At 48.9% G+C, this 23,828-nt stretch carries 16 protein-coding genes; 9 read left to right on the top strand and 7 right to left on the bottom strand.

The genetic code is table 11. From position 1 onward, the window contains the following. Positions 1 to 6 precede the first annotated feature (6 nt). The 5 genes from LZD49_RS29320 to LZD49_RS29340 all read right to left on the bottom strand — a co-directional run bounded on the left by LZD49_RS29320 (position 7) and on the right by LZD49_RS29340 (position 9,071). Positions 7 to 2,763, bottom strand: a complete 2,757-nt coding sequence (locus tag LZD49_RS29320) for a TonB-dependent receptor (protein WP_234671515.1) — start codon at positions 2,761 to 2,763, stop codon at positions 7 to 9. Between the two features lie 269 nt (positions 2,764 to 3,032). Next, positions 3,033 to 4,697: a tetratricopeptide repeat protein gene (locus LZD49_RS29325; protein WP_234671517.1), complete on the bottom strand. Its 1,665-nt coding sequence runs from the start codon at positions 4,695 to 4,697 to the stop codon at positions 3,033 to 3,035. 126 nt (positions 4,698 to 4,823) lie between these two features. After that, a complete protein-coding gene (gene xylA, locus LZD49_RS29330; RefSeq protein ID WP_234671518.1) occupies positions 4,824 to 6,152 on the bottom strand; it encodes a xylose isomerase in 1,329 nt (442 codons plus the stop codon). Positions 6,153 to 6,389: 237 nt separating this feature from the next. Continuing rightward, positions 6,390 to 8,507, bottom strand: coding sequence for a peptidylprolyl isomerase (locus tag LZD49_RS29335; protein ID WP_234671519.1), 2,118 nt, complete (start codon positions 8,505 to 8,507; stop codon positions 6,390 to 6,392). Between the two features lie 138 nt (positions 8,508 to 8,645). Then, positions 8,646 to 9,071, bottom strand: a complete 426-nt coding sequence (locus LZD49_RS29340; protein ID WP_234671520.1) for a hypothetical protein — start codon at positions 9,069 to 9,071, stop codon at positions 8,646 to 8,648. A gap of 210 nt (positions 9,072 to 9,281) precedes the next feature. Between LZD49_RS29340 and LZD49_RS29345 the strand changes: the two genes are divergently transcribed. Further along, positions 9,282 to 9,584 (top strand): SCP2 sterol-binding domain-containing protein, encoded by a 303-nt coding sequence (locus tag LZD49_RS29345; protein WP_234671521.1) that lies wholly within the window; start codon positions 9,282 to 9,284, stop codon positions 9,582 to 9,584. A gap of 64 nt (positions 9,585 to 9,648) precedes the next feature. Next, entirely contained in the window at positions 9,649 to 11,097 is a 1,449-nt protein-coding gene (locus tag LZD49_RS29350) for a Gfo/Idh/MocA family protein (protein ID WP_234671522.1), read from the top strand. A gap of 101 nt (positions 11,098 to 11,198) precedes the next feature. Here LZD49_RS29350 and LZD49_RS29355 read toward each other — a convergent pair whose 3' ends face one another. Beyond that, positions 11,199 to 11,918 (bottom strand): pyridoxine 5'-phosphate synthase, encoded by a 720-nt coding sequence (locus LZD49_RS29355; RefSeq protein WP_234671523.1) that lies wholly within the window; start codon positions 11,916 to 11,918, stop codon positions 11,199 to 11,201. 401 nt (positions 11,919 to 12,319) lie between these two features. Between LZD49_RS29355 and LZD49_RS29360 the strand changes: the two genes are divergently transcribed. The 6 genes from LZD49_RS29360 (at position 12,320) to nadB (ending at position 18,720) form a co-directional block, all read left to right on the top strand. Then, positions 12,320 to 12,769 carry a GatB/YqeY domain-containing protein gene (locus LZD49_RS29360; RefSeq protein WP_234671524.1) on the top strand — a complete coding sequence of 150 codons (450 nt, stop codon included), beginning with the start codon at positions 12,320 to 12,322 and terminating at the stop codon, positions 12,767 to 12,769. Further along, complete coding sequence (locus LZD49_RS29365) at positions 12,766 to 13,299, top strand: CvpA family protein (RefSeq protein ID WP_234671525.1); 534 nt, start codon at positions 12,766 to 12,768, stop codon at positions 13,297 to 13,299. Before LZD49_RS29360 ends, LZD49_RS29365 begins: the two co-directional genes overlap by 4 nt. A 104-nt stretch (positions 13,300 to 13,403) precedes the next feature. Beyond that, the gene (gene rlmN / locus LZD49_RS29370) at positions 13,404 to 14,471 is read left to right on the top strand and encodes a 23S rRNA (adenine(2503)-C(2))-methyltransferase RlmN (RefSeq protein ID WP_234671526.1); all 1,068 of its coding nucleotides are present in this window, start codon (positions 13,404 to 13,406) and stop codon (positions 14,469 to 14,471) included. A 71-nt stretch (positions 14,472 to 14,542) separates the two neighbouring features. After that, complete coding sequence (locus LZD49_RS29375; protein WP_234671527.1) at positions 14,543 to 15,964, top strand: inorganic phosphate transporter; 1,422 nt, start codon at positions 14,543 to 14,545, stop codon at positions 15,962 to 15,964. Between the two features lie 155 nt (positions 15,965 to 16,119). Further along, positions 16,120 to 17,115, top strand: coding sequence for a quinolinate synthase NadA (gene nadA / locus LZD49_RS29380; protein WP_234671530.1), 996 nt, complete (start codon positions 16,120 to 16,122; stop codon positions 17,113 to 17,115). A 30-nt stretch (positions 17,116 to 17,145) separates the two neighbouring features. After that, on the top strand, positions 17,146 to 18,720 hold the full coding sequence (nadB, locus tag LZD49_RS29385) for an L-aspartate oxidase (RefSeq protein WP_234671531.1): 1,575 nt from the start codon (positions 17,146 to 17,148) through the stop codon (positions 18,718 to 18,720). A gap of 2 nt (positions 18,721 to 18,722) precedes the next feature. Here nadB and LZD49_RS29390 read toward each other — a convergent pair whose 3' ends face one another. After that, a complete protein-coding gene (locus LZD49_RS29390) occupies positions 18,723 to 20,081 on the bottom strand; it encodes a vanadium-dependent haloperoxidase (protein WP_234671533.1) in 1,359 nt (452 codons plus the stop codon). 507 nt (positions 20,082 to 20,588) lie between these two features. Here LZD49_RS29390 and LZD49_RS29395 point away from each other — a divergent pair. Next, on the top strand, positions 20,589 to 23,822 hold the full coding sequence (locus tag LZD49_RS29395) for a TonB-dependent receptor (RefSeq protein ID WP_234671534.1): 3,234 nt from the start codon (positions 20,589 to 20,591) through the stop codon (positions 23,820 to 23,822). Positions 23,823 to 23,828 lie beyond the last annotated feature (6 nt).

The raw sequence follows: 23,828 nt of genomic DNA on the forward strand, positions 1-23,828 counted from the left end.
GACTGATTAAAACTTGTATCGTACGCCAAGCAGGTAAGAGCGCTGGTAACGGTCGCGGCGGATGAGCGTTTTGCCGGACAAATCCTGATGCGGAATGTTGGCATTCGAAGCATTGATATTCTTCATATACACTTCCATAGGGGTGTCGAGCAGGTTGTTGGCTTTCAGGAACACGCCCAGACCATTGCGGAATGTCTTTTCGACAGACGCATCCATCTGGACGAAGCCTTTTTGCCAGAGGTCATTGTCGAGGAACTGCGAAACGGTATTGATCCGGTCGCCGGTGTAGCCGCCCGCCAATTGGGCGTCGATCCCGCTCTTCTGGTTTTTATAGAGCACCGAAAGGTTAGCTACATGTGCGGATTGTCCGTAAAGCGGTCGGGTCTGATCGACATTGATCGTTTCAAGATCGCCGCTCTCGTTGCGTATGCGCCTGGACTTGGGTGTGGTAATGCGCGAATGGGTGTAGGTATAATTGGCCTTGATCCCGAACTGTTTTACATATTTGATATAATCGATTTCCAACCCATAATTTTTGGCATTCCCGAAGTTGCCCGGCGAGTAGTAAATATCCTGACCGCGGATTGCGTCGCGTTGTAATGTGTATTCGATAGGATCTTTGATCATTTTGTAAAAAACCCCCACCATAAATTGCTCCGAGGCCCGCGGAAACATCTCGTAACGGAGGTCGATATTGTCGGCAATGGCGCGTTTCAGATCGGGATTGCCGCGTTCCTGGTATTCTTCCTGCACAATGCGGTAGGGTACGATCTCGAAGAAGCCGGGGCGGTTGATCGAGCGGAAGTAGGAGGCCCGCAGATTGATGTGCTCTTCGGGTTTGTATCTGAAATGCAGGCTGGGTAAAATGTCGGTATACTTTTGCTTGCCATCTGGCCTGTCTTCCCCGATCGGAAAGAGCATGGAATAGCCCTGGTCTGTGGCTTCTGCACGCACTCCGCCCAATATTTCCAGATTCTTGGTTTCTGCTTTGAACTGCACAAAACCAGCTTTGATCTGTTCGGTCGCATTGTAGTTCAATGCACTTGCTACGGAGCCGCGCGGGTTCTGGATCGTCCAGCGGATTTGGGTGTAGTTGGTGAAATCTTTTCCGTATTCGGCGAATGGATCGGTCGGACGGAGCTGGTAATTGTTGTAAAAATTGGAGCGCGATTTGTCACGAAACAATCCCCCGGCTGTCCATTCCACTTGCGCCGAGCCGATCGTCGTGTTGTAGACCAGGTTTAAATAGCCCGAAATATCACGGTCGGAGTTGTGTTCCCATCTCCGGGAGGCATCACCCACAGTGGTTTTTCTTTCCTGAAAATTCTCCATGACGCCGGTCAGCGGAACAGTCACGTTGTCGGGCACTTCGTTAGTCGCTTTGGAATACACCGCCGACCATTGCAATGCAAGCGCATCAAGCAGTTGATGTTTCCCCTGCAAAGTGCTGTTGAAAATTTGCTGCTTGGTCAGCCGCGAGCGCGTCGAGTAGCCGAGCGTCGCATTGCCAGCCACCGGGTCGTACCCGCCTATCGTGAGCTGCGTGGATTTGACGTCGCGCACCTGCACGTTGGTCAGGTTCATGAATGCATTATAAAACTGGATCTTGTGCTTGTCATTGATCCGGAAATCCATTTTAGAGTGTAAACCATATCGGATCTGCTGTTCCGAATATGCCCGTTCGCTCATTTTGGTGAGTGTTTCACCGCGTAATGTGTCCACCGCTTCGGAGTCGAAGAAAAGGCTGTTACTGCCGCGGTGGGTGTTCTGGTAACTGCCAGCCAGGAGAATTCCCAGCTTGTCGCGCAAAAAACGGTTACCTACCGCTATGCTTCCCAGCAAATTGGGTAGCGGTGTTTTGGATTTGTAATCAACCGGGGCAGTCGAAAAATCAGCCGGAACAGCATTGTACTGATTTCCATTGCGTTCATATGGTGATTTTGACTGGATATTTCTAAAATCATAGCCCATGAACTTCCGGTCCATAAAAAGCTCATTATAGCCGGTGGAAACATTGGCAGAAAGCGTAAACTTATCAGGAGCGTCTTTCATGACCATATTCACCGCCCCGCCAATCGCGTCACCTTCCATCGCGGGTGTTAATGCCTTGTATACTTCGAGTCGTTCAAGAAGGTCGGAAGGGAAAATATCCAGTGGGACGTAACGGTATTTGTTATCAGGACTCGGGATTTTCACGCCGTTGACAAGCGTGTAATTGTAGCGTTTGTCCATCCCACGCAAAATCGCATACTGGCCGTCGCCGTTGCTGTTCCGTTCAATGGAAATACCGGAAATGCGTTGGATCACATTGGCTACGGTCAGGTCGGGCGAAATCTGGATGGTTTTGCCGGAAACGATATTCATCACCTGGCTCGCATTGCGCTCCATGAGGCGGGCGGTATTGTCACTGGCACCGTCACGTTTTCCCGTCACCGCTACTTCTTGTAGTTTCTGGCCTTCGGCAGCGTCCAGCGACAGGTCTATCTGTACGGTTTCACTGCTATTGATCGTGAACTCCTTTTGCATCGGCGCGTATGAAATATGCCGGATGTTAAGGCGATAGGATCCTTTTTGCAGATTGGATATGGTGAAAGAGCCGTCCAGCCCGGAAATGTCGTGCAGGTTGGTTCCTTCAATAGAGATCACAACGCCCAATGCGGGCTCGCCGGTGGCCGCTTCAAGCAGCTTGCCTTTGAGGGTCCCTGCATGCAGGCTTGTGACTGTAAGCAGTAGGAGGAAGGTATGGAGGAAATTTTGGATCATCGCATCAAAAATCTGAGTAAATACCGGTGGCCGGCTGTCCGCGGTCGGCGGTCGGCCCGCCATTCCCGTTGACGATGCGAAGGTGTGCAGAACGAACTGAGTGATCCAAATGTGGCCCGTTAACAAAAGGGCAACAGGCAATTTCAGAGCGTTACATCAAGGCAACAAGGTGTTGTTTCTTCTATTAAGGAACTGATATTCAGCAAGTTAAATGTCTATTTGCTGCCATTATGTTTGTGTTACGACAGTATTAACAAACTGTTAACCAGTTAAATGGACTGGATATAGGCGGAAAGGTTGTCACCCGCAGCAATGTTCAGTTTTTTCCGTAAGCGGTGGCGGATTACGCGTAGGCTGTCCTGCGAAATGCCAAGGAGCGTGGCAATGTCGGTAGAGGTCAGGTTCATTTTGATGAGGGCGATGAGCCGGAGGTCGTTGGCGGTCAGCGGGCCGGTTTGCAGTTGCAGTCGGTCGAAAAACGACTGGTGAACCTGCTCGAATATGCCCCGGAATTCTTCCCAGTGCTGGTTGTCCTGCAAGCCTTCGCTGATTTGTTCAGAAAGCGATTTGATCTGCTTCCGCTGGTCACGCTTGTCGTCCTTAATCATTTCGTCGAGCTTGGTGCGGAGATCTTCCAGGAGCTGGTTCTTCCGGATGATGTGCAATGTGTAACTGCTCAATTCCTGCGTTTTGGTTTCGAGCTGCTGTTTGAGGTTTTCTTCTTCAAGCTTCTTGTTTTTCAATTCAACTTCCATGAGCTGATTTTGCGCCTCATACACCTGCTTATGCTGTGCGCGGAGCTTCTGCTCGTTCCTGATTTTGAGCCGTTGCTGGCTGATGATTAATGCTGCTACGACGATCACAAGTATAATCACGACAACCGTAGCAATGGATATGAGCGTATCGATGCGCCGGGCCTGTGTAAGCTGAGCTATTTCATTGTCCTTTTTTTCGATCTCATAAAGCGTTTGCAGCAAAGCGAGTTGCTTGTTACTTTCTTCGGAGTAAATGTCATTGAGCAGGCTGCGGCTTAATGTGAGGTAATGGAATGCGCTGTCGTTGCGGCTCAGCAGGTTGTATGCTTTGGCCATGTCGTTATAGGCGCTGGAAATCTGATAGCGTTCTCCGTTGCTTTGGGCGAGCTGTAAAGATTGCATGCTGTATTTCAACCCTTCGCGAAACTGCCCTGTTTTACGGAGCACATCCCCGAGATTATTCACGACCTCCACCTGTGCGCGGGCATTGTGCGTCTGTGCATTCAGCGCGTGGGCTTTGTTGAAATAGAAAAAAGCCGAATCGTATTTTTCGAGATCTTCGTAAATGCTTCCGATATTTTCATAAATCTTCGCGGCACCATCGATATGGCGGTCGAGCTGGTAGGATTGCAGGGCTTTTTGCTGGAAGTAGAATGCACTGTCGTACATTTCGCGCTTTTCGTAGAGGTGCCCAATGCGCCCATAAATCTCCGCCTTGCCTGACTCCTGTTTTAAGTTTTTGTAAATGCCCAGGGCTTCGTCATATTGTTTTCGTGCCAGTTGCGGCCTGCGCGTGCGGTAGTAAAGTTCGCCGAGCATATTCAGGTTTTCGGCCAGTGATTTCTTCTCGTTCAGGTTGCGGTAAATCTTCTCGGCTTGCAGCAAGTAATCCAGCGACTGCGGATAATGTCCCGAAATAAACAGCAGTCCGCCGATCTGCTGCAAATACCCTGCGGCTTCCTTTTCGTTGCTTTGCTTCACCGAACTATTGTAATTCGCCTTCAATTGGAGCAGGAGCGAGTCCGGATTCTGGGGGCTGGCCGAAATAGTGTGTTCTGTCTCCACTAATTGGCTGGTCTGCGCAGATGAATGCAATGCCGAAATCATCCAAATCAAGATCAGAATGATGCCGAATAAAACAGGAGGGACGGGATGCTTTTGGGCGCGGCCGGTATACATGGCAGATAGCGCTGGGTTAATTTACATGCAAGTTACACCCGACGGGCCTGCGTGAATGCGAAAAGCCATTGAAATACATCAATGGCTCTCGCAAATTTAATATTTAGGTAATAGCCAGCCAGCGTCTCAGAGGAAACGGCTGATCAGATTTTCCAGGTATTCCTGTTTGCCGGAAGTGGTTGCGGGCTCGCCTTTGGTAGCAGCGTGCTCGAAGAGGTCTTCCAGTTTCAGTGCGCCTTTTTCATATTCGGCACCTTTGCCGCCGTCGAAGCTTGCGTAGCGGTTTTTGCGGATTTTCTCATATTCACCGTTTTGGATGATTTTGTCGGCAATAACCAATGCACGTGCCACGGTGTCGATACCGCCGATGTGTGCGTGGAACACATCGTCCACATCGGTCGAGTTGCGACGGCGTTTCGCGTCGAAGTTGATACCACCACCCTGCAATCCGCCTGCATTCAGGATCACGAGTAATGCCCGTGTCCATTCAGCCACGTCGTTCGGGAACTGGTCGGTATCCCAGCCGTTTTGGTAATCTCCGCGGTTAGCGTCGATTGAGCCCAGGATGCCTGCGTCGGCAGCTACCTGCAATTCGTGTTCGAAAGTATGGCCGGCCAATGTGGCGTGGTTTACTTCGAGGTTCAGGCTGAAATCACCGAGCAGGTCATGCTGGCGCAGGAAGCCGATCACGGTCGCTGCGTCATAGTCGTATTGGTGCTTGGTAGGCTCGCAAGGTTTTGGCTCGATGAAGAATTTACCTTTGAAACCATTGGCACGGGCATAAGCCACGGAGATTTTCAGGATTTGCGCAAAGTGCTCCTGCTCGCGTTTCATGTCGGTGTTCAAAAGGCTCATGTAGCCTTCGCGACCACCCCAGAACACGTAGTTTTCACCGCCTAATGCAATCGTCGCATCCAATGCCATTTTGACTTGCGCACCGGCATGTGCCACTACGTCGAAATCAGGGTTAGTGGAAGCACCGTTCATATAGCGATGGTGACTGAAAAGGTTGGCAGTTCCCCAAAGTAGCTTCACGCCGGAATCCTTCTGCTTTTGTCCCAGATATTCAGTCAGGGCTTGCAGGCGCTTTTCGTTGGTACGAACGTCGTCGGCATAATCCACCACATCCAGATCGTGGAAGCAATAGTAAGGCAGGCCCAGTTTGGTAATGAACTCAAATGCAGCGTCAGCTTTGTCTTTGGCGCGGTCAACGGCATCAGGTTTTTTATCCCATGGGTAAAAAAGTGTAGGTCCGCCAAAAGGGTCGAGACCTGCCCCGCAGAAAGTATGCCAGTAAGCCACCGCGAAACGCAAGTGGTCTTTCATCGTTTTGCCAGCGATGATACGGTTTTCATCGTACCAGCGGTAAGCCAGTGGATTGTCAGTTTCGGGCCCTTCATAAGCGATTTTGCCGATGCCCTTGAAATACTCCTGTTCTCCGAGTAGAATGCTCATTTTAATGTAGTTAATCGTTTTTTAAGGCTAAACAAGAAATGCCGAAGCGAAGCAATAAGGAACGCCATCGTCCCTTCTTCAATCCTCCCTTTTCTCCTTTATTAATTAATAAGTGTAGGATTGACATTTCATACTGCAATACTATCACTTTTTTCGGAAAATTTTGCAGTACAAATAAAAAGAGGAGCAGATTTAATTTCTGCTCCTCTTTTTTGCTGAGATTTTTACTGAAGTCGATCAGAAGAATTTCGCGCGGTGATCTTCGATTTTGGCGTTCTCACGAATGGCCTCGTTTACCAGGTAAGACATACGGCTTTCCAGTGACTGGGTCAGTTGTGTTTTGTACTGTGTAAAGTCTGCTATTTTCGGAGCGTCGGTTTTGTTGATCAGTTCCACCACAAACACACCGTTTTCACCGGTGAACACACCCGATTTCTGACCTGCCTTCAAACCGAATGCTTTTCCAAGCGCGATAGGATCGAAACCAGCGCTGGTCAGGAAGCCTGTGGCAAGAGAAATGTCGTTAGCGGATTCAACCAATGCACCAGCACCATATTTTTTGGCGATATCTTCGAGTGATCCGGTGGCGCCTTTGAGCTTAGCAGTGATTTGCTCTGCTTTAATCTGGTTACGGACTTTGGTAGTCAGCTCGTCGCGGAAATCATCCACCTTCACATCTTTCGCGTCCGATTTGCCGGTCAATACCGCTACTACATATTGTTCTTCTGTTTCAAAAACAGGTGATACGTTTGACGTTTTAGTGTCGTCTTTGAATGCCCATCTTACGATTTCACGTGCATTCTGGATAGCATTGATATTCGTTGCCGATTCAGGAATGCGGTTTGCATTCGCCAGAACCAACGCTTTGTTCTTCTTAACAGCTTCTTCGAATTGTTCGCGGCTTTTTACCGTGTTGGCAAACTCATCCGCTTTTCTGTAAGCCTCGTCGCGGGTTGCCTGGCTTGGCGCGATCGTTTTACCGATTGTCGCGATGCGGTACAACGTGTTTGTTTTCGGGGCAGTTACTTTAATGATGTGAAATCCAAACTGGCTTTCTACCAGACGTGGGATCAGACCAGGGGCAGATGCCGAGAAAACAGCTTCTTCAAATGGCTTTACCATCGCCCCGTTGTTCTGGAAGTAACCCACATCACCGCCACGCTGTGCCGAACCAGGGTCAGCGCTGGATGTTGCCGCCAGCGCTTCGAAGTTAGCGCCTGCTTTAATTTGTGCAAGAATGCCTTCTGCTTTCGTGCGAGCGGCAGTTTTCGCAGAGTCCGACTGGTTTTCCGCACGGATCAGGATGTGGCTCGCTTTTGCCGAGTACACGGAATCAGCACGGGTTCCGCCGTATTTGTAGATATAATAGGTATTGCCTTCACGGTAAGGTCCGTAAACACCACCCGGAACGAATGTTTTTACAGCTTCTTTCAACTGGTCGGTCATGGTAGCGTACGACTGGTTGATCGGTGTAGGAATGTCGCTGTTCATCGCAGCGAATGCTGAGTCGCTTTGTGCGGTAGCAAGGCCGCGTGCGAGTTCTTTGATCTCGTTGTACAACGCAGCGCTGTCGTCTTTCGCAGGCTGAACCGGGAACGTTACGTACTCGATTGAGCGGGTATCGGTTCCTTTATATTCTTTTTTGTGCGCCCCAAGGTATTCTTCGAGCTGCGCATCTGTTACTTTAATGGTAGTATCTACAACCGAGAAATAAGGTACATAAAGGTAACGCAGGTTGGCTTTGGTATTTTGCGCTATGTACTCTTTTTCAGATTGTGCTTTCGGAATGTACGTCGAAAGGCGAAGCATATTTTCATATTTCGCGCGGGTACGTTCTTCCCGAAGGCTGTTCTCGAAGTTTTCCCACGATTTTTGTTGTTCCAGGGGAAGTGTCTTGAGGTTTTTCAGGTAGTTGATCACCGCATTCTTGTCGAAACGGCCAGTGGTCGGATCTGAAAAAGCTTGCAGAATCGATGGGCTGATGTGGTTGCCCTGCACCATATCGTACAGTTCTTCGTCGGTTACGTTCAGTCCCAGTTTATCGTATTGCTTTTTGTAAGCAATGTCCACCACGAATTGGTTCCACGCCTGATCTCTCAGCGAAGCCAGTTCGCCTTCATTCAGGCTGCGACCCGACTGTGCCTCGTAATTCTGGCGGAACCCGTCTACCCGGCTTTGAAAATCTTTGATATTAATTTCTTTCCCGGCAATCTCTCCCACAGTCTGGTTGTCGTTGCCGCCCAAGAGGGAATTAGGGCCCAGCAAATCGCCTCCAACCATAAAAAGAATTAAACTGATAGCGATAACCGTAACGGCTATCCCGGATTTTTCTCTGATTTTGTTAATTAAAGCCATTTTCTCGATTCAAATTAGTGCGCAAAATAAAAAGTTTTCTTGATGGAATGCAAGGCCTTACACTCCTATTTACAATTATTGGCAACATCCGAGCGTTGCGCGGCGCATCAGAGCGAACAAGAAGGGGCATTCAAGGCTTTAATACATGTGTTTCAGATTGAAAGCGTACAGGATAGCCATAAAGATGCTAAAAAAAACACCTGCCATGGCTGTGATGACGCCCATCCAGCCACCGATCATCAATAACGGGGCCGCAAATGCGACGGCTATGCCACCCAGGTAGAGGTAATATCCCCGTCTCTGGAGATTCCACATCAGATAAGCCGCATACAATGACAGTGACTCAAAAATAAGCATGATGATGGCGCCGGTTTTGATATTTTCGGCGGTAGTTTGCTCAATCACCGCTTCGAACATCCTGTCCATGGTTTTGGCCTCGGCGGTTTGTTGCTGGCGGTCGAGGTTTTCACGGACGGCTTCAAACGTTTCGCGCGTTTTGTCGGCGGTAATGCCGGGGTTCCAGAGTCTTTCGGACTGGGTCCAAAGCCCTGAAACGGCACTCATGAAGGTAAGAAAACACAAAATGGTAAGGAACGTGGGGCGATTCACAGCAGCACTCTTTCAGTTAGTAACGATCAGCAGATTGTCTGATGATGGATGTAAAATTTGCGGTTTTCGGTGAAAACACCAAAGGCATTTGAATATTCTTCCAGCGGGCATACATTTGTCGTTTTTTAATCCAATAAAACTCAAATTCTCTAACAAACGGTACTTATGAGCCTTCAAATCCTGACTGACCGCATTGCAAATATCCTTGGAACTGATAGCGGACTGGATGCCACGGTCAAATTTGTGACCGACGAGGGTGTCCTGTTCATCGATGGCAAATCGGTACCGAACAGCGTTTCGAATACCGATGCGGAAGCAGATTGCATATTCGAAGTGTCGGTTAAAAACGCATTGAAACTCATTGACGGCGATCTGAATGCCATGATGGCGCTTATGACCGGGAAGCTTAAAATAGATGGCGATATGGGCGTGGCAATGAAGATCGCAGAAACGTTCGGACGCCGATAGTAGGCTTTGAAGCCGGATGCCTTTTTTCTTGACACCATAGTTTTCAACAAACGATCACACAAATATGGAGCAGGAGAAGGTATCCGGAAAATCTATCAAAAGAAGGGATTTTATGAAAACCGGCGCATTGGCGGCTGGCAGTTTCATGATCGTTCCCCGCCATGTGCTGGGGCGTGGTTTTATTCCTCCGAGCGACAAGCTCAATATCGCTGCCGTTGGCTGTGGCGGCAAAGCGGATGTGAATATCCGGCAAGCCTTTAACAACGGTACAGAAAATATCGTCGCGCTGTGTGATGTCGATGACCGCCAATCCGAAAAGTACCGCAAGCAATTTCCCAATGCACCTTATTATAAGGACTTCCGTAAGATGTTCGAGAAGGAAGCTAAGAATTTCGATGCTGTACTCGTCACCACGCCCGATCACATGCATTACCCGATCGCGATCGCCGCAATGGAGTTGGGAAAGCATGTGTATGTTGAAAAACCTCTGACAAAAGACATCTGGGAAGCCAGAAAACTAACTGAGGCCGCTAAAAAATACAAGGTAGTAACCCAAATGGGCAACCAGGGCAGCAGCAGCGATGGCACCCGCAATACGGAAGCGCTGGTACAATCCGGCGCCATCGGCGATGTGCATACCATCGAAGTGTGGACGGACCGGCCCGTTTGGCCGCAAGGCGTCAAATCTCCCAAAGACAAAGGCGAGTCTCAGCCCGTTCCCTCCGGCGTAGACTGGGACCTGTGGCTCGGCACTGCCCCCAAACGTGACTACCACGAAGCCTACATGCCGTTCCGCTGGCGTGGTTACTGGGATTTCGGTACGGGCGCACTGGGCGACATGGGCTGTCACTTCATCGACGTACCATTCCGTGCGCTGAAATTAGGTTACCCGACTTCCGTCGAATGCAGTGTGGGCTCGGTTTATGCGGATTTCTTTCAACAGGCATTCTTCGACGATCTCTGTCCGCCTTCGGCCAATATCCATTTAAAATTCGCCTCAAAAACACCAGGAAAGGAAATCAGTTTCAACTGGTACGACGGCGGAATGCGTCCGCAATTGCCGGATGGCTGCGATTATAAAACCGTTTTCGGCAGTGTCGACGGGGGGATATTATTCATTGGAACAAAAGGTATTATCAGTGCTGAAATGTTTGGGGAGAACCCAAGGCTCTGGCCGGAAAAGAAATTTGAGAACGTCCGGATCGGCACCAAGCCGCGTGCATTGGTGCCGGGTGGATGGGAAGGACATCAGCAGCAGTTTGTACAAGCCTGTAAAAAGGGATATGGGGCTTATACCAGCTCGTCGTTCGATCAGGCGGGGCCATTGACGGAGATTGTTCTTATGGGAAATTTAGCAGTGCGCTCCTATTTGCACCGAGAGGCTAAGGCCGATGGTAAAGGCTACACATTCCCGGGCCGCCAGCGGTTGCTGTGGGATGGGGCAAATATGAAAATTACGAATTTCGATGTGGCGAATCAGTTTGTCAAAAGAGAATATCGGACGGGGTGGTGATTGGATGCCTAGTGAAACCGTTACTGTCACCCTGAGCGTAGTCGAAGGGTGACAGTAACGTACAGCACTCGGGGCAATGTGCCATTTCGCCATTGCACATTTCACAACTCCAATTCCCGCAAATACATCTGGATCGTATTTTCCAATCCTATATATAATGCATCGCAGATCAACGCATGGCCGATGGAAACTTCGTCCATCCAGGGGATGCTTTGTTTGAGAAAATGTAGGTTGTCGAGGCTGAGGTCGTGGCCGGCGTTGAGGCCCAAGCCCACTTCACGCGCTTTTTCGGCAGCTTTTACAAAAGGGAGCACCGCTTTCTGGCGGTTTTCGAAGTAGCCTGCCGCGAATGGTTCGGTATAAAGCTCAACGCGGTCGGCGCCGCAGATTTTGGCACCTTCCACCATTTCTTCATCGGGATCTACAAAAACCGAAACACGGATTCCGGCGGATTTGAATATGCCCACCAGGTCGGTCAGTTGCGTGCGGTGGGTGATGGTGTCCCAGCCAGCATTGGAAGTAATGGCTCCTAGTGCATCGGGAACGAGGGTTACCTGGTCGGGTTTGTTAGCCAGCACAAGCTCCACAAATTTTTTTTCCGACGGGTTGCCTTCGATATTGAACTCGGTAGTTACGAATTCGCGGAGATCGTACACATCCTGGTAGCGAATATGCCGCTCGTCGGGCCGGGGATGCACTGTGATGCCCTGCGCACCAAAACGCTCGCAGTCCAGCGCAACTTTCAATACATTAGGATTGTCACCACCACGGGAGTTGCGAAGGGTGGCGATCTTGTTAATGTTTACGCTTAGACGGGTCATGGATGTGTAATGTTGAATGACTGAATGATTGAATGACTGGATGCTGCTATTGTGTGAATGTGTGAATGAATTTTGAATGACTTCTTAACGGGTTGTCGGGGAACGGGGGAACCGAATGGTTGAGTGTTTGAACTGAGTTTTCGGGTGAATCATTAACTTTGCCGCTCAGTTACAAATTTAGCATTTGAGTCTACTAAAAACACTTGCACAGCTAAATTTAGGCCTAGATCAATTTAATCACAACAAATAACCGAATGGTAACGCTTGACGATAACATTCATTCATGGCTCCGGCGGTCGGGCACACATTGACTTATTCAAATTCTGACATCGCTCCGGCGACTCATTCACTCATTCAAAATTCTGACATTCAATCATTCAATCATTCAAAATTAATTACCAATGTCACTAAAAACCCAAGTAGAATCAGGCATTAAGGACGCGATGCGTGCTAAGGATCAGGATACATTACGTGCTTTGCGCGCGATTAAGTCGCTTATTTTGCTGGAAGAGACCAAAGGCGGCGCCAGTGGAGAGCTTTCGGCTGAGGACGAATTAAAATTACTGACCAAAGCGGCCAAGCAGCGCCGGGAATCGGCTGATATTTACAAAACACAGGGCCGCCCGGATTTGCTGGAGAAAGAAGAGGCTGAACTGGCTGTGATCGAACAATTTCTGCCGAAGCAACTGAGCGAGGACGAAGTGAAAACGAAATTGCAGGAAATCATCGCCCGCGTGGGAGCTTCCGGCCCTTCCGACATGGGCAAAGTAATGGGCGTTGCTACCAAAGAACTGGCCGGACAGGCCGAAGGGCGTGTTGTTTCCGCATTGGTGAAGGCATTGCTCGCATGAAATTACTGGATGTTCTCATCCTTCTTCCCCTGCTATGGGGCGCATTACATGGCTACCGCAAAGGCCTGCTGATCGAGATTATCGGCATTTTGGGCATGGTGGTAGCCATGGTTTTGGGTTTCAAATTTTTGGGCCTGGGGATGGAGGTCCTCACGCCGTATTTTAGCGAGGGCGTCGCGCGGAAGATCCTGCCTTATGTGGGTTTTTCGGCAATTTTCTTTCCTACTATTTTTCTTTTGAACCAATTCGGCTACACCATCCGGCGGTCGCTCAGGTATTCTATTTTGGGTACTTTCGACAGTTTTGCGGGCGCTATGGTAGGCGTTTTTACTTGGGTTTTCGGGATCAGCGTGTTTTTCTGGTTGGTGGATGCCATTGGCGTGAAAATACCCGCGCACCGAACCGAGGATACTTATCTTTACCCGCTCGTAGTGCCCGTTGCCCCCACGGTAATCACCAAAGCATTATCATTAATGCCCCAGGGCACCGACATTATCCGCGACTGGAAACGTGATTATCTCGAAAATTGAACTTTCGAATTTCTGTCCGGGTTAAACTTTCATCATTGACTTTCAGTACCTTTGCAGAAAATTACAGTTGAATGCCCTGTGTGTTTGACAGATTATAGCAGAAAATGACCACGATACAGCAAAAGCAGGACATCCGTAAACTAAATGTCGACCAGATCAAAACCTGGATGACCGAACACGGGGAGAAGGCTTTCAGGGCAAAACAGATATATGAATGGATCTGGAAAAAATCAGCCCATTCATTCGATGAAATGACCAACCTCTCGCTCGCCACACGGCAGCTGATGAATGAGCATTTCCTGATTCACTCACTCGATGTCGCCAAGAAGCAGCACAGCAACGACGGCACGATCAAATCCGCATTCAAACTTTTCGACGGCAACCTCGTGGAGGGCGTGCTTATTCCCGCCACCGACCGCATGACGGCCTGCGTAAGCAGCCAGGTAGGCTGCTCGCTGACCTGCAAGTTCTGCGCGACGGGCTACATGGACCGCAAGCGCAACCTCGAAGCCGGTGAAATTTACGACCAGGTAGTGGCCATCGCGCGCCAGGCCGAAACGACGTTCAATGCGCCGCTGACCAACATTGTATATATGGGAATGGGCGAGCCGTTGCTGAATTATGCGAATGTGCTTCAATCTATCGAATACATTACTTCCCCGGAAGGCCTCGATATGTCGCCGAGGCGCATTACCGTTTCGACGGCCGGCATTGCGAAGATGATTAAAAAGTTGGGTGATGACGAGGTACGGTTTAGGCTGGCATTGTCGCTGCATGCGGCTAATGACGAAAAACGGAACCAGATCATGCCGATCAATGAGTCGAATTCGCTGGATAACCTGGCCGAGGCATTGAACTATTTTTATAAGAAGACCGGTAACCGCATCACCTTCGAATACATTGTTTTCAATAATTTCAATGATACGTTGCAGGATGCGAAAGAGCTTTGGGAGTTTACCAAGCGCGTTCCGGCAAGGGTGAACATCATCGAGTACAATCCGATCGCGGAAGCCGATTTTAAAAATACCGAGGCCGATAGATTGGATAAATTTGCCGCATTCCTGGAAGACAGGGGTGTTTCGGTACACGTGAGGAGGAGCCGTGGAAAGGACATCGATGCGGCTTGCGGGCAGCTGGCTAACAAAGAAACAACAGAAGCAAACCCGGCTTAATGATTTCTTAACATTGCATCGGGTGATTATAAGTAGTTTTGCGTCAGTATTTCAACCTATCAACTTCTGTTATGTTTGGTCTCGAAACCGACATTTTTATCCTCCTCGCGTTTAGTATTTTAGCGGCCTGCGCATTTGAGTTTGTCAACGGTTTTCACGATACCGCCAACGCCGTTGCAACTGTTATTTATACCAATTCCCTCAAACCGAACATCGCGGTGATCTGGTCGGGTTTTATGAACTTCTGCGGCGTGTTCTTCGGAGGTATCGCTGTAGCCATGGGTATTGTAAACCTGCTGCCCGTCGAGCTGCTGATCGATCAGAATGTTTATCATAGCGCGGCGATGGTGTTCGCATTACTGTTCAGCGCTATTATCTGGAACCTTGGAACCTGGTACTTCGGATTGCCAAGTTCGAGCTCACATACGCTCATCGGTTCCATTTTGGGCGTGGGTCTTGCATTTACATTAATGCCTGAGAATACACAAGGAACCGGCGTCAACTGGTCGAAGGCGGAAGAGCTTTTTATGTCGCTCCTGAGTTCGCCGATCTTCGGTTTCGCGCTGGCAATCATTATCATGTTCATTTTGAGAAGATCGTTGTCCAAGCAGCTTCGCGAGGTTGTTTTCAGCGAGCCTAAGAAAAATGAAGCGCCGCCACTCTGGATCCGCGCTATTTTGATCACCACCTGTACACTCGTTAGTTTTTTCCACGGTTCCAACGACGGTCAGAAAGGCGTGGGCCTTGTGATGCTGATCCTCATCGGTATTGTTCCGGCGCATTTCGCATTGGATAACTCGAAAGACCCGATCGAAATGAGAACCGATCTTGTCGGTATCGAGCAGGCCATTGGCCGCATCGATTCGACCCGCCTTTCCATCTCCGATCGTCATAATCTGCACACCATCAAAAAGGAAATAGTAACATTAAAGGCGCAGATCAACCATCCACTTCCTGAGCACCGTCTCCCGAAAGAAGAGCGTATGAACGCACGTCGCTCACTGCTGCTTATCAGCCGAAATACAAAAACCATTTTGGACAATGGCCAGGCAAATCTCAATTCGGCCGACTTTGCATTCCTGAAAAAACAATCAGGTAGTGAATCCGGTATCAGAAGATACACCGACTACGCCCCTGACTGGGTTATCCTGATGATTTCGCTTTCGCTTGGTCTCGGGACAATGGTAGGCTGGAAACGTATCGTGGTAACGATCGGTGAGAAGATCGGTAAGCAGCATTTAACCTACGCACAAGGTGCTTCGGCTGAGCTTGTGGCGGCAAGTACCATTGGAGTGTCGTCTTATTTGGGACTTCCAGTAAGTACAACCCACGTTTTGTCGTCGGGTATTGCCGGTTCGATGGTGGCGAGCAAAGGGGTGAAAAACCTTCAGGGGGGCACTATTCGTAACATTGTGATCGCCTGGGTGTTGACATTGCCGGTGACCATGGTGCTGTCGGGTACGCTGTATGCATTCTTCCGCTGGATATTGTAGGATATTAAGTGATACAAATAGTCGAAAGCCGCCGGGACCCGTTCCGGCGGCTTTCGTTTTAGGGCAGTGGCCGCACTTTCTTTGCTTTTCATTGGTTTAATATCGTAAATTCGGCATGGATTTTAGTATTAAATAAAAGCCAATTATTCACCATAATGACTACAATTGAAGCGCAGGTTAACCGCTACGGATATGTGACGGAGGCTATTGCAGAAGATATCGATCTCGTTGCGGAGATCAACCGCCTGAAAAAAGAAAAGAATGCGGTAATCCTGGCGCATTATTATGTGGACGCGGAAATCCAGGACCTGGCCGATTACATCGGCGATAGTCTCGGGCTTTCTCAGCAGGCGGCCGCTACCGACGCCGACATGATCGTTTTCTGCGGCGTGCATTTTATGGGCGAAACCGCCAAGGTTTTGAGCCCTCATAAAAAGGTGGTGATCCCGGATCTGAATGCGGGCTGCTCCCTGGCCGATTCGGCGCCTGCCGACAAGTTCGCGGCGTTTAAAGCACAATATCCCGATCATATCGTGATCAGCTATATCAACTGCTCGGCGGAGATCAAAGCATTGACGGACATCGTTTGCACATCGTCGAATGCGTTGCATATTGTTGAAAGTTTGCCAAAAGATCAGAAGATCATCTTCGCGCCCGATGCGAACCTGGGCCGTTATGTAGCCCACAAAACCGGCCGCGACATGGTGCTTTGGGATGGAGCCTGTATTGTACATATCGATATTTCAAGGGAGAAATTGGCGCAATTGCGGGAAGAAAACCCGGATGCGTTGCTGATCGCCCACCCGGAATGTAAAGAGGATATTCTGAAACAGGCGGATTACGTGAGTTCGACGACCGGCCTTTTGAAATTCGTGAAGGAATCACCGCACGACAAGTTTATCGTTGCAACGGAAGCCGGCATCCTGCATAAAATGAAACAATCGGTGCCGGACAAGAAGCTGATCCCTGCACCGGGTTCCGACAATAATACGTGTGCTTGCTCTGAATGCCCTTATATGAAAATGAATACCCTTGAAAAGGTCTACAATGCGCTGTATTACGAGCAGCCGGAGATCTTTGTGCCCGAAGACATCCGCCTGAAAGCTTATGATTCCGTAGCGAGAATGCTGGAACTGAGCAAAGGCATCTGACACCCGATTTAAATCCCTATCCCTGAAATTATGCCCCAGTTTGATTTTCTGATTATCGGTTCGGGAATTGCCGGACTTAGCTACGCAGCCAAATTAGCCCGCCATTTTGATGAACTGAAACAGGAAGTTTCCATCGCCGTGATCACGAAGGTGCAGGCCGATGAAACCAACACCAAATATGCCCAGGGAGGCATTGCGGTCGTTTGGGCGGAGTCCGACTCGTTCGAAAAGCATATTCAGGATACGATGGATGCGGGGGATGAGGTCAACAAAAGGCATATTGTTGAAATTGTTGTACGTGAGGCACCCGAGCGCATTCAGGAGCTGATCGACTACGGAACCCGCTTCGATAGGGAAAAGGGCGGAGAATATGACCTGGCTAAAGAAGGAGGGCATTCTGATCACCGCATTTTGCATTTCAAAGACATCACCGGAGCGGAAATCGAGCGGGCATTGCTGGAAGAAGTGAACCGGCACAAAAGCATTCAGATTTTTACCCATTATTACGCAGTCGAACTGATCACCCAGCACCATCTGGGCGAAACCGTATACCGCTATCGCGAGGACATCAAATGCTTCGGGTCCTATGTGCTCAACAGACAGACGGGCGAGGTAGAAAAGTTTTTAGCCAAAACGACCTTACTGGCGACGGGCGGCATCGGAAACATTTACCAAAGCACTACCAATCCAACAATCGCGACCGGCGACGGCATTGCCATGGCCTACCGCGCCAAAGGCATTTGCGATAATATGGAATTCATCCAGTTCCATCCTACCAGCTTCCATCAACCCGGTCAAAAGCCTTCTTTCCTGATTTCGGAAGCAGTGCGCGGTTTTGGGGGTATATTAAAAAGGGCCGACGGCAGCACATTCATGGAAAACTATGACAGCCGTCTTTCCCTCGCTCCCCGCGACATCGTAGCACGCGCTATTGACTCTGAAATGAAGAAAAACGGGGTAGATCACGTCTATCTCGACGTTCGCCATTGCGATTACGAAAAGTTTTTAGAGCATTTCCCAAACATCACGGAATACTGCCTGCAACAGGGTATCGATGTGCGCAAGGACATGATTCCCGTCGTGCCTGCGCAACATTACATGTGCGGAGGTGTGCGCGTGACTGAATGGGGCAAGACCAATATTGAATTTCTCTATGCCGTAGGCGAATGCTCCTGCACCGGATTGCACGGTTCCAATCGCCTGGCTTCCAACTCACTGCTCGAAGCTGTTGTTTTTGGGCATCGCGCCTATGAAAGTACAGTCGCCAATTTTAAAGATGCTGTTATCCCCGAAAACATCCCGGAATGGGACGACTCGGGCACGACGCATCCGGAAGAGCAGGTGCTCGTGACCGAAATGACCCGCGAGCTGAACAGCATTATGTCCAACTATGTCGGCATCGTTCGCACCGACCGCCGTTTGAAACGGGCTTACAACCGTTTGGAACTGCTTCATCAGGAGCATGAGGATCTTTATCGTGAATCCAAAGTGTCGGTGGCGATATGCGAGCTGCGGAATATGATCTCGGTTTCGTATCTGATCATTAAAATGGCCATGGCCCGACGCGAGAACATCGGGCTTCATTATAATGCTGATCACGTGTAAGCTCAGGGTTTTGTGCTTTGAGCGAGCCTATTCCTGCTTTTGCGGGTGATCGCTTTTTGCCAAACGTTTTCGCCCACTTTCTGACCTAAATGCGTGCCTTCCTCGACGCCGTCGCGGTAATGAATGCCACCGTATACCCGGCTGATGGAGGCATCCCAATATGCCTCTTCAAAAGACTTAAAGGATTTCACACCGTGTCCGTATTTTTTTTCGGTCGAGTCTGTGAAGGCCACATTATGTCCGATCAAATGTGTGAGCACTGTGCCGCATGCGGCCGAAATAGAGCTGTGGCCGCTCACGTATTCGGGGAATGCAGGCGTTTCAAGGAAAGGCCTCCAGTTAGGGTCCCAATTATTGTTGATCACCGTTTCCGGCCTGATGCGCACGCTACGGTACTTTTCGTCCCAGCAGGAAATAAAAGCGTCGTAAATCGAGAGCGCACCCAGCGTATATGCTTCTATCGACTGCATTAGATCCAGCTTTTTGTCGAGCGATACCGTTCTGATGATAGCCATCCAGTGACCGGCCGGCGTCATTTTTTTATTAGCAAACATCGCGTGGCCTACCACATTGGTCACAAAAGCATTGTCGTCCCAGAAGTAGGCCGTGGCTTTCTGATCTTCGGTCAGGGTTTTACCCGTATTATAAACTTCCATTGCGAGCTGCATAAACTTGCTGTCTTTCGCCAGATCGTATTTTGCAGGGGTCGGGCAGCGAAACTGCGTCACAGAATCGAGGGCGAAAGTCCTAACGGTATTCCACATAGGTTCGCAGGCGTCGGCGTAAGCCGGTGGAGTAGGTACCCATGTGCCGGGTTTGTTGGTCACCGTATAGCGATAACCGCGTATTTCCTTGTAGTGGTCCTTGGCCGCATAAGCCATTACATGCTTCGCTACCGTATCACCGTATGCGATAGAGCGTTCGTATACGTCCTCAGGAATTCCCATTTCCAGGTATTTCTTGAAAAGTCCCTTTTCATAGTCGTCCCACATTTTACCGGAAAAGGTGAGCGTGCGCGCCACTACGGTGAATGCCTTGATGCTTGCAAGGGGGAAGCAATAGGCAAGAGTAGTGTCTGGCCGAGGCGGAGTTTTGAATTTAATTAATTGATTTCCAAGTGATTGGTACTCTTGGTGCCCGGGCGATATTGCTTCGTAGGCAGCAAGAAACGAATATCCATAAATGCGGCTTGCGACCGGCGGCTTGAATATATCATGGATAATGACATCTGTGAGATACGTCGCTGTTTCATGGAATAATTGTGGATCGGCCGCTTTGGCGTTGTATTCGTCCGGCGAGGACTCTTTTTTACACCCACACAGATAGCAAATAAACAGAAGGGAGAGTAAGCGGAACTTCATTCGATATAGGTAGGGATTTTGTAACTGAACCGGTCTACGAATATAGCAAGAAATGGGAATTCGGTGATAATTGTGTATAAAAGAATGAATAATTGTAACTTATATGTAACTAATGCTAGAAAATGTTGGCTGAGTGCCATAATTTATTGTTATTTTTTAAGAATGCATATTCATTAAACGGGAAACCTTTTTTTTGTTAAAAAATTAATATCTTTTTGTACAATCAAACGAGTATAACAAACCCAATGGTACTTCTCCTACAAACTAATGGAGTATCCGCATGTAATTGTGTATGATATACACTGTTTGAGATCCTGAACTCTGATCGATGGAAGTAACCACCCTAACGCCTCAAACTACCCTATGTAAAAAATTCTCCAAGCTACACTCTTACTAATCCGCCGCGGCAGATTTTCGGAATGGAAATCACTGTCCGACTTTACGTTCCGTGCTTATACGGTTAAGCAAACATTCTTACTACAACATTTTAAATCTAACTATTAATCTATGAGATTTTCTACTGGATGGACGCCTCGTGCTGTATCACGAAGTGTTTTTTCTCTTTGTCTCGCGCTGGTGACCGTCGTGGGCGCATTCGCCCAGAACAGCATCAAGGGTAAGATCAAAGATGAACAGGGACAACCGCTGCCTGGTGTGAGCGTTGTCGTGAAGGGCACAACCGCAGGTACAGTGACCGACAATGAGGGGATTTATACAGTTAACGCTGAAAGAAACAGCACGCTGGTATTTTCATTTATCGGATATCTTACACAGGAAATATCGATAGGTGGCAAAAGCGCCGTCGATGTGACCCTTCTTGCCGATACCAAAGCACTTGAAGAAGTGGTGGTGGTAGGTTATGGTACTGCGAAAAAAGCTACGCTTACTGGTTCGGTAACGGCTGTGAAAGGTACTGAGCTTCAAAAGGCGCCAGCTGCCAACTTATCCAATACCCTTGGTGGACGTCTGCCAGGTATTTCTGCTGTTCAATCCAGCGGTGAGCCCGGTTATGATGGTTCGGCGATCCGTATCCGCGGTACCAACTCGCTGGGTAACAGTAATGCGCTGATCGTTGTGGATGGTGTTCCCAACCGTTCAGGCGGTTTGGACCGTATCAACCCTGCCGATATCGAAAGTATTTCAGTACTTAAAGATGCGGCTGCGGCAATCTATGGTTCACGTGCAGGTAACGGGGTTATCCTCATCACCACCAAACGCGGTAAATCGGGTAAACCTCAGATCTCTTATGACCTGAACCTGGGTATATCACAACCAACCCGTACACCTGAAATGTCTAATGCTGCAGAATACGCTACAATCCGTAACGAACTGCAAATTTATGATAACCTGCCGGTAGGCGAGTGGCAAGGTGCATTACAAGGTTTCAATTCAACCGGTTCTTACACGAGAAAAGACAATGGAAACGTGATCGCAGCGGTTTTCAGTCCCGACGACATGAAAAAATTCTCCGATGGCTCCGATCCTTTCCTGCATCCCAATACCGACTGGTATGGCTCTGTCATCCGGAACTGGGCACCTCAGCAGCGTCATAATCTGCAATTGACAGGTGGTAGCGAAAATATCAAATATCTCGCTTCGATCGGCCACATCAATCAGGATGGCTATTATGTGAATTCGGCAACGGGATACAAGCAATATGATATGCGCGTCAATCTTGACACAAAGATTAACAAGTATATCACTGCCAACCTGGGTATTACATTGCGTGAGGAATTCCGTCACTTCCCAAGTGGTGGTAACGGGGCGGGAGCAATCTTCCGTATGCTGATGCGCGGTAAACCAACCGAGATCGCCATTTGGCCGGACGGACGTCCGGGTCCTGATATCGAGAACGGACAGAATCCTGCGGTTATTACAACTAATACCACGGGTTACAACAACGACAAAAGGGATTATATTCAAACGAACGGTGGTCTGGAAATCCAGGTGCCAGGTGTACCAGGTCTGAAAATCAATGCGATGGCGGCAATCGATAAGCAGCTACGTCGTGTGAAGAACTTTGAAACACCTTGGACATTGTATTTCTGGGATAAGAAAACTTATGAAGCAGACGGTAAAACTCCTTTCCTCACAGGAACAGTGCGTTCGACGTTTAAAGATCCGCGTCTGACAGAGACTTCTGCGCAGGAATTGTCTGTTCAGCTGACAGGTCAGATTTCATATGAAAAATCCATTGATGGCCACAACTTCAATGTGATGGCAGGTGCTCAGCGTGAAAAAGTGGATGCAGATGGTTTCTTTGCATTCCGTCGCTACTATATCTCGCCTGTTGTAGACCAGCTTTTTGCAGGTGGTACGCCTGAGCAAAATATCGGTAACTCGGGTACGAACAATGGCGATCTTTACAAGCGTGCACGTTTGAGCTACTTTGGTCGCGCTGGTTACAACTTCAAGGAGAAATACCTCGCTGAGTTTCTATGGCGTGTGGATGGTTCTTATATTTTCCCGAAACAAGGCCGGTTCGGTTTCTTTCCGGGCGTATCAGCAGGATGGCGTGTTTCGGAAGAAGGTTTCTGGAAAAACAGCATTTCCCGCTACGTGAACAATGTGAAATTGCGCGGTTCATGGGGTCAAATGGGTGCCGAACCTTACTTCCTGAATACAGAGACGCTGGCTGAATATCAGTATTTGTCTACGATGGGTTTTGGAAGCTACATTATCAATGATCAGGTGGCAAAAACATTGCTTGAAAGCCGGGTGGTCAACCCTAATTTTACCTGGGAGGTTGCCAACAACATCAACTTTGGTATTGAAGGTACCTTGTTCAACGACAAGCTGGCATTCGAGTTTGACTATTTCGTAAACAACCGTTCTAAAACGCTTATTCCAAAAGCTGGTTCTACACCTTCCAGCGCAGGTATCGACGGAAAACTTCCACCTCAAAACCTTGGGAAACTGCAAAACAAGGGATGGGAATTCAAGGTTAGCTATGATGGCAATGCCGGAGATTTCTCTTATTCTGTGAGCGTGAACGGTGGTTATGCCAAAAACAAGATCAAGTATTGGGATGAAACGCCAGGCGCACCTTCTTATCAGAGAACTACCGGAATGCCCTTCAACTCATTCCTCGTGTATCAGTTTGACGGTGCATTCAAAAGTCAGGAGGAAATCGATGCGAACAAGATCGATTACAGCCCGATTACCGGTAACCTGCGCCCGGGCGACATGAAGTTCAAGGATGTGAACGGCGATAATAAGATCAATGGTGACGACCGTATCCGTTCCGAAAAAGTACAACGCCCATGGTTTACAGGCGGTGCTTCGATCAATCTGGGTTACAAGCAGTTCGACCTGTCGATGTTGTTCCAGGGTACATTGGGAGGGCTTCAAATTGTAGGTCTGACAGAATCCGGCGACATTGGTAATTATTTGAAATACGACTACGACCACCGCTGGACGATCGACAATCCGACCGACAAATACCCACGTTTGACCAACCGTAACAACCGTTACTACACCAACACAGGTCAGGCCGGTATCAACAACTACTTCCTGAAAAGCAACAATTACCTGCGTTTGAAAAATGTAGAGATTGGTTATAACCTGCCTTCGGAAATTGGTTCAAAAATCGGCATGAGCAGCTTCCGCATTTACGTGAACGGATTGAACTTCCTGACTTTCGATAAGATCAAAGTTTGGGATCCCGAGGCGACTACCACCAGCGGCCAGTACTATCCGCAAGCAAGGGTTCTCAGCGCAGGTGTACGTGTAGCATTTTAACGAAAA

It is taken from the genome of Dyadobacter sp. CY261, assembly GCF_021440085.1.
Lineage (GTDB): Bacteria > Bacteroidota > Bacteroidia > Cytophagales > Spirosomataceae > Dyadobacter.